At 63.1% G+C, this 696-nt stretch carries 1 protein-coding gene; it reads left to right on the top strand.

The features are described 5' to 3' along the window. Nucleotides 1-68 precede the first annotated feature (68 nt). Complete coding sequence (locus NW819_RS01380) at nt 69-671, top strand: pentapeptide repeat-containing protein (RefSeq protein ID WP_414412664.1); 603 nt, start codon at nt 69-71, stop codon at nt 669-671. Nucleotides 672-696 lie beyond the last annotated feature (25 nt).

Genomic DNA, 696 nt, shown 5'->3' with positions numbered 1-696 from the left:
GGGGTGAGGGGGAGCGCTTGGGCTCCGGAGCAGCTACCATCGCCAGTGCAGGGGATCCGGTGAAAAGAATGGCATGGCTCCGGTTCACAAAGCTCTGGGGTGGGGCGAGTTTGCTCGGCTGGGTGGTCTTCCCAGGGGCTGCGGCCTTTGCCCAACTGGAGTTGGATGCCCAACTGGGCCGCTCCCAAATTGTTTTTCCCAGCAAAGATTGCCCCGCCTGCAACCTAACGGGGGCAGAACTGCCGGGAGCTGACCTCAGGGGGGCCAACCTGAAAGAAGCGATCCTCAGACAGGCCAATCTCCAAGCTGCCGACCTCTCCCAAGCAATCCTCAATCTGGCCGATTTGAGAGGGGCCAATCTGAGTGGCTCAGCTCAGGCAGGGGCTTTCTTGTGGGAAGCCGATCTGGCGCAGGCCAACCTGCAGCAGACAGATCTGACGGGTGCCAATCTGCAGGTGGCCAACTTAAGCGGGGCCGACTTGCGTCGAGCCATCCTCACCGGCGCCGACCTCACAGGGGCCAAGTTACACAATGCCGATCTGCGGGGGGCCGACCTGCGAGGCGCTTTTCTGGAGGGGGCGGATCTGACCGGCGCCCTGTACAATGCCCAAACCCGGCTGGATCCCACCTTTGACCCCCAGGCCCGCGGCATGGTCTTGGTGAAGCCATAACCCCCCTCTCCCCAAGGGAGAGGGG

The organism is Synechococcus sp. R8-2, assembly GCF_047461715.1.
In the GTDB taxonomy this organism is placed as follows: domain Bacteria; phylum Cyanobacteriota; class Cyanobacteriia; order Thermostichales; family Thermostichaceae; genus Thermostichus.
Note: the sequence above shows the minus strand (reverse complement) of the source record. Positions and strands in the feature narration are given on the sequence as shown.